Annotated in this window: 3 protein-coding genes and 1 pseudogene; 2 read left to right on the forward strand and 2 right to left on the reverse strand. The window is 52.1% G+C overall.

The features are described from left to right. Positions 1 to 273: pseudogene (locus ACKI61_RS04120) on the reverse strand (dehypoxanthine futalosine cyclase); the annotation flags it as partial. 92 nt (positions 274 to 365) lie between these two features. Between ACKI61_RS04120 and ACKI61_RS04125 the strand changes: the two are divergent. Both ACKI61_RS04125 and ACKI61_RS04130 read left to right on the forward strand, forming a co-directional pair. Next, on the forward strand, positions 366 to 1,430 hold the full coding sequence (locus tag ACKI61_RS04125) for a branched-chain amino acid aminotransferase (RefSeq protein WP_407456517.1): 1,065 nt from the start codon (positions 366 to 368) through the stop codon (positions 1,428 to 1,430). A gap of 186 nt (positions 1,431 to 1,616) precedes the next feature. Then, positions 1,617 to 2,594 (forward strand): fibrobacter succinogenes major paralogous domain-containing protein, encoded by a 978-nt coding sequence (locus tag ACKI61_RS04130; RefSeq protein WP_407456518.1) that lies wholly within the window; start codon positions 1,617 to 1,619, stop codon positions 2,592 to 2,594. A 39-nt stretch (positions 2,595 to 2,633) separates the two neighbouring features. On the opposite strand, the gene ACKI61_RS04135 is transcribed toward ACKI61_RS04130, so the two are convergent. Then, positions 2,634 to 4,035, reverse strand: a 1,402-nt coding sequence (locus ACKI61_RS04135) for an ATP-dependent RecD-like DNA helicase (RefSeq protein WP_407456519.1), incomplete at its 5' end; no start/stop codon positions are given.

The following is a 4,035-nucleotide window of genomic DNA, read 5'->3' on the forward strand; positions in this document are numbered from 1 at the left end:
CTTCTGGCGGATTTCGTCCAAATTAAGCACGTAGGCTTCGGGACTATGCGCGGGCCTGCAAAAGCTACAGAAACTGCAAGTAATTTCACAGACGTTCGTGTAGTTGATGATGCGGAATGCCGTGTAGCCCACCTTGTTGCCCGGATTGATCCGGTGGCGTACGCTATTGGCCGCCTGGGCGACCTCGGTCCACGGGGCGTTCTTCAAAATGGAGAGCGCCTCGACCGGAGAAAGGCGAATACCATCTACAGATTTTTGCAAAAGGGAATTCATTGGCCTGAAAATAGCTTTTTTTACTTTTGAAGCGTGCCAAAATGCCCCCGATAATTGTATTTTTCTTTCGGTACCGAATGATACCTTTAAAAATGCACAAATTGCAAAAAAAGGTGAATACTATGCAAGTTGATTTGAATACTGTCGATTGGAAGACGCTCCCCTTCGGTTATTATGACACCGATTACAATGTACGCTGCTACTACCGCAATGGTCAGTGGGGCAAGATAGAGCTGTCTTCTTCCAAGGACATTAGCATCCACATGGCCGCTACTTGCTTGCATTACGGCCAGGAAGGTTTTGAAGGCCTCAAGGCTTACACGGGCAAGGACGGCAAGGTCCGTATTTTCCGCGTCGACGAAAATGCGAAGCGCATGCAGAACACGGCTAACCGCGTACTCATGGCTGTGCCGCCTGTTGAATTGTTCCGCGAAATGGTCCATACCGTGGTGAAGGCTAACGCCCGTTTTGTGCCGCCGTATGGCTACGGTGCAACGCTCTATATTCGTCCGCTCCTCATCGGTATGAGCCCGGAAGTGGGTGTGAAGCCTGCCGACGAATACCTGCTCATGATGTTCGTGACTCCAGTGGGTCCGTACTTCAAGGACGGGTTCAAGCCGGTGGACATGATGATTAGCCGCAACTACGACCGCGCCGCTCCGCAGGGCACGGGTACGGTGAAGGTCGGCGGTAACTACGCTGCTAGCCTCCAGTCCCTTGCAGAAGCCAAGAAGCTCGGTTACTCCAGCACGATTTACCTGGACGCAAAGGAAAAGAAGTACATCGACGAATGCGGTCCGGCAAACTTCTTCGGTATCAAGGGCAAGACCTACGTGACCCCGAAGTCCGAATCCATTCTGCCGTCTATCACCAATAAGAGCTTGCAGCAGTTGGCTGAATACCTCGGCTACACTGTGGAACGCCGCCAGGTTCCGTTCGAAGAACTCGCTGAATTCTCCGAAACTGCCGAATGCGGTACCGCCGCCGTGATCACCCCGATCAAGAAGATTGTGGATCCGGTTGCCGGCAAGGAATTCACCTACGGTGACGGCAAGAATCCGGGCCCGGTCTGCACGGAACTCTTCACCAAGTACACCGCAATCCAGTTCGGTGAAGCGGAAGACCCGTTCGGCTGGACTGAAGTCGTGGACGTGTAATAGGTATTAGGTAACAGGTGTTAGGTGTCAGGTAAATAATCGTGGCTTCGCCATTTTAAGTGGACGCGCGATAGCGCGTGAAACTTTTCCTACAACCTATAACCTGAAACCTGTAATCTTTTTCCCCGCGGAGAAATCTGCGGGAATTTCTATTTTGGCGAATGAAAAAACTCTCTGGAGGAGATGATGTTGACTTGTACAAGATTCCTTGCTGTAGCAAGTTTTGTTGCGGTGTTTGCTGCTTGCAGTGGTGAGGGCTCCACCGATTCAAAGACTGACGGGTTCTCTGCTGATGTGGCGGATAAGGCGGAACCTGAAACTTATGAGCAGGAAAATTTGAGCTCTTCTTTTGCGGAATCATCGTCCAGTGAAAAGGAAGATGGCGCGGAGATTTCTTCGAGTAGCGAAAAAGAGAATAATTTGAATGTTTCTAGTTCAAGTGAAACTAATGGAATATCTAGTAGTGGAATCATGGTTTTGTATAGTAGCTCCGATGAGTCTTCAGCCTATAGCGACAGTAGCGTCTACGATGCGGAAAACAATACTTTGGTAGATTTCCGCGATGGAAAAATGTACAAGACTGTAACTATTGGCGACCAAATTTGGATGGCTGCGAACCTGAATTATGCAGATAGCGCAAAGACTGTTAGTATAATGGGTAGGAGTTTCTGCTACAACAATGTGGCCAAGAATTGCGATGAGACGGGGCGCCTTTACTATTGGGCGGTAGCTATGGGCTGTGCGACGAATTCTTGGATTACGGATGGCAGAAACTGCGGATTTAGTTTGACGAATACGCCTGACGGCCCCGTGCGAGGCTTGTGTCCCAGTGACTGGCACATACCGAGAAGAGAGGAATGGGAAACCCTGATTACCACTGTAGGAGGTATGGAAACTGCTGGTAAAGTGCTTAAATCTACCAGTGGCTGGCGCAATGGCGGCAATGGAACGGACGACTATTCCTTCTCGGCATTTCCTGCTGGTTCTAGGAATACCTTTAGGGACTCATTCGACGGCGATGACAGCCATGTTTTCTTTTGGAGTTCTACGGAAGATTCTAATGAATACGCAAGCGCCATTTATCTGTACTACTACGATGATGCGGTACATTTTGACAGCTATGACAAATCCCAGGGGCTTTCTGTCCGTTGCGTGAAGGACTAGCAAGGCGAATCTCTCGACCTTGTTTGCATTGGTGTGATTTTAGGATAAACGTTCTTTAAGCCGCGTGTACCTTCGGGTGCTACGGCTATTTCTTATGGCTTGGTGAAAGGCACCGGGGGCGGAAAGTATCCACACGTGGCCTTTGGCGCGGGTGATGGCGGTGTAGATGAGGTTGCGTTGCAACATCACGTAGTGGCTGGAGTCGAGCACCACGATGACGGCGGGGTATTCGCTGCCCTGGCTCTTGTGGATGGTGCAGGCGTAGGCCATCTGCAGTTCGTCGAGTTCGTCATCTTGGTAGGTGATGAGTTTTTCATCGAAGAAGACGGCGATTTTCCGCTTTTCTTTGTAGATGCTGTAGACGATTCCGATGTCGCCGTTAAAAACGTTCTTGTCGTAGTTGTTCTTGATTTGCATGACGCGGTCGCCGACGCTCCATTCGATGCCGACCATTTTGTGGCGCGGAACGCCCGGGTTCAGCAGGTTTTGCAGGAACGGGTTTAGCTCGATGATGCCGAGGGGTCCCTTGCGCATCGGGACAAGAATCTGCAAGTCGGTTTTTAAGTCGATGTCAATTTTACTGCGTACGCCGGTCGCGATCAGTCGCTGTAAATGCAGCTTGGCTTCTTCGGGCGTTTCGAACGGGACAAAGTGAAAGTTCGGGCCTTCGATGGGCGACGGCGTAATGCCCTGATTGATTTTGGCGGCCTTGTCGGCGATGTCGTTGCCGCCGCTTTGCCTAAAGATGTGCTGCAGGCGCACACTTGGAATGCGCGGACACTGCAGCAGATCGTTGAGTACGTTGCCGGGGCCGACACTTGGAAGCTGGTCGGCATCGCCGACAAACACGATGCGGGCGGTTTCGGGAACGGCGTCGAGGAGCGAGGCGGCAAGCCAGGTGTCAACCATACTGAATTCGTCGACAATCAGCAAGTTGCAGTCAAGCTTGTTGAATTCGTTCTTGTTGAATTTTTTGGTGACGGGGTCGACATCGAGCAGGCGGTGAATGGTGTAGGCCTTTTCGCCGCAGCAGTCGCCCATGCGTTTGGCCGCGCGGCCCGTAGGGGCGGCGAGCAGAATGTTTTCGCCCATTTTGCGGGCAAGGTGCAGGATTCCCTTGAGGATCGTCGTCTTGCCGGTGCCCGGGCCGCCAGTGATGATGCAGATCTTGTGTGCGGTGGCGAGGCGGATCGCTTCGCGTTGCGTGGGGTCGAAGCTAAACTTGTGCTCGCGTTCCCAGTCGACGAGTTCGCGCTCGAAGCCGTAAGTAGGCAACTCGTTTTCGTTGAGTCTGCGCTTGATGATTTCGGCGATTTTCTGCTCCGCGTTATCGAGCGGCGGGAAAAAGCAGTCTTCGCCGTGGCGCTTGATGCGGCCCGCTTCGCAAATGCGTTTGAACTGCTCCAGCAGATTCTGGATGGCGTCATCATCGGTGACGTCG

Origin of the sequence: Fibrobacter sp. (assembly GCF_045601785.1) — a bacterium.
Taxonomy (GTDB): Bacteria; Fibrobacterota; Fibrobacteria; order Fibrobacterales; family Fibrobacteraceae; genus Fibrobacter.

What these genes read in the sequence shown, in the direction of transcription:
- ACKI61_RS04125 (WP_407456517.1), top strand. Translation starts at nt 366, where the DNA reads ATGCACAAATTGCAAAAAAAGGTGAATACTATGCAAGTTGATTTGAAT.
- ACKI61_RS04130 (WP_407456518.1), top strand. Translation starts at nt 1,617, where the DNA reads ATGTTGACTTGTACAAGATTCCTTGCTGTAGCAAGTTTTGTTGCGGTG.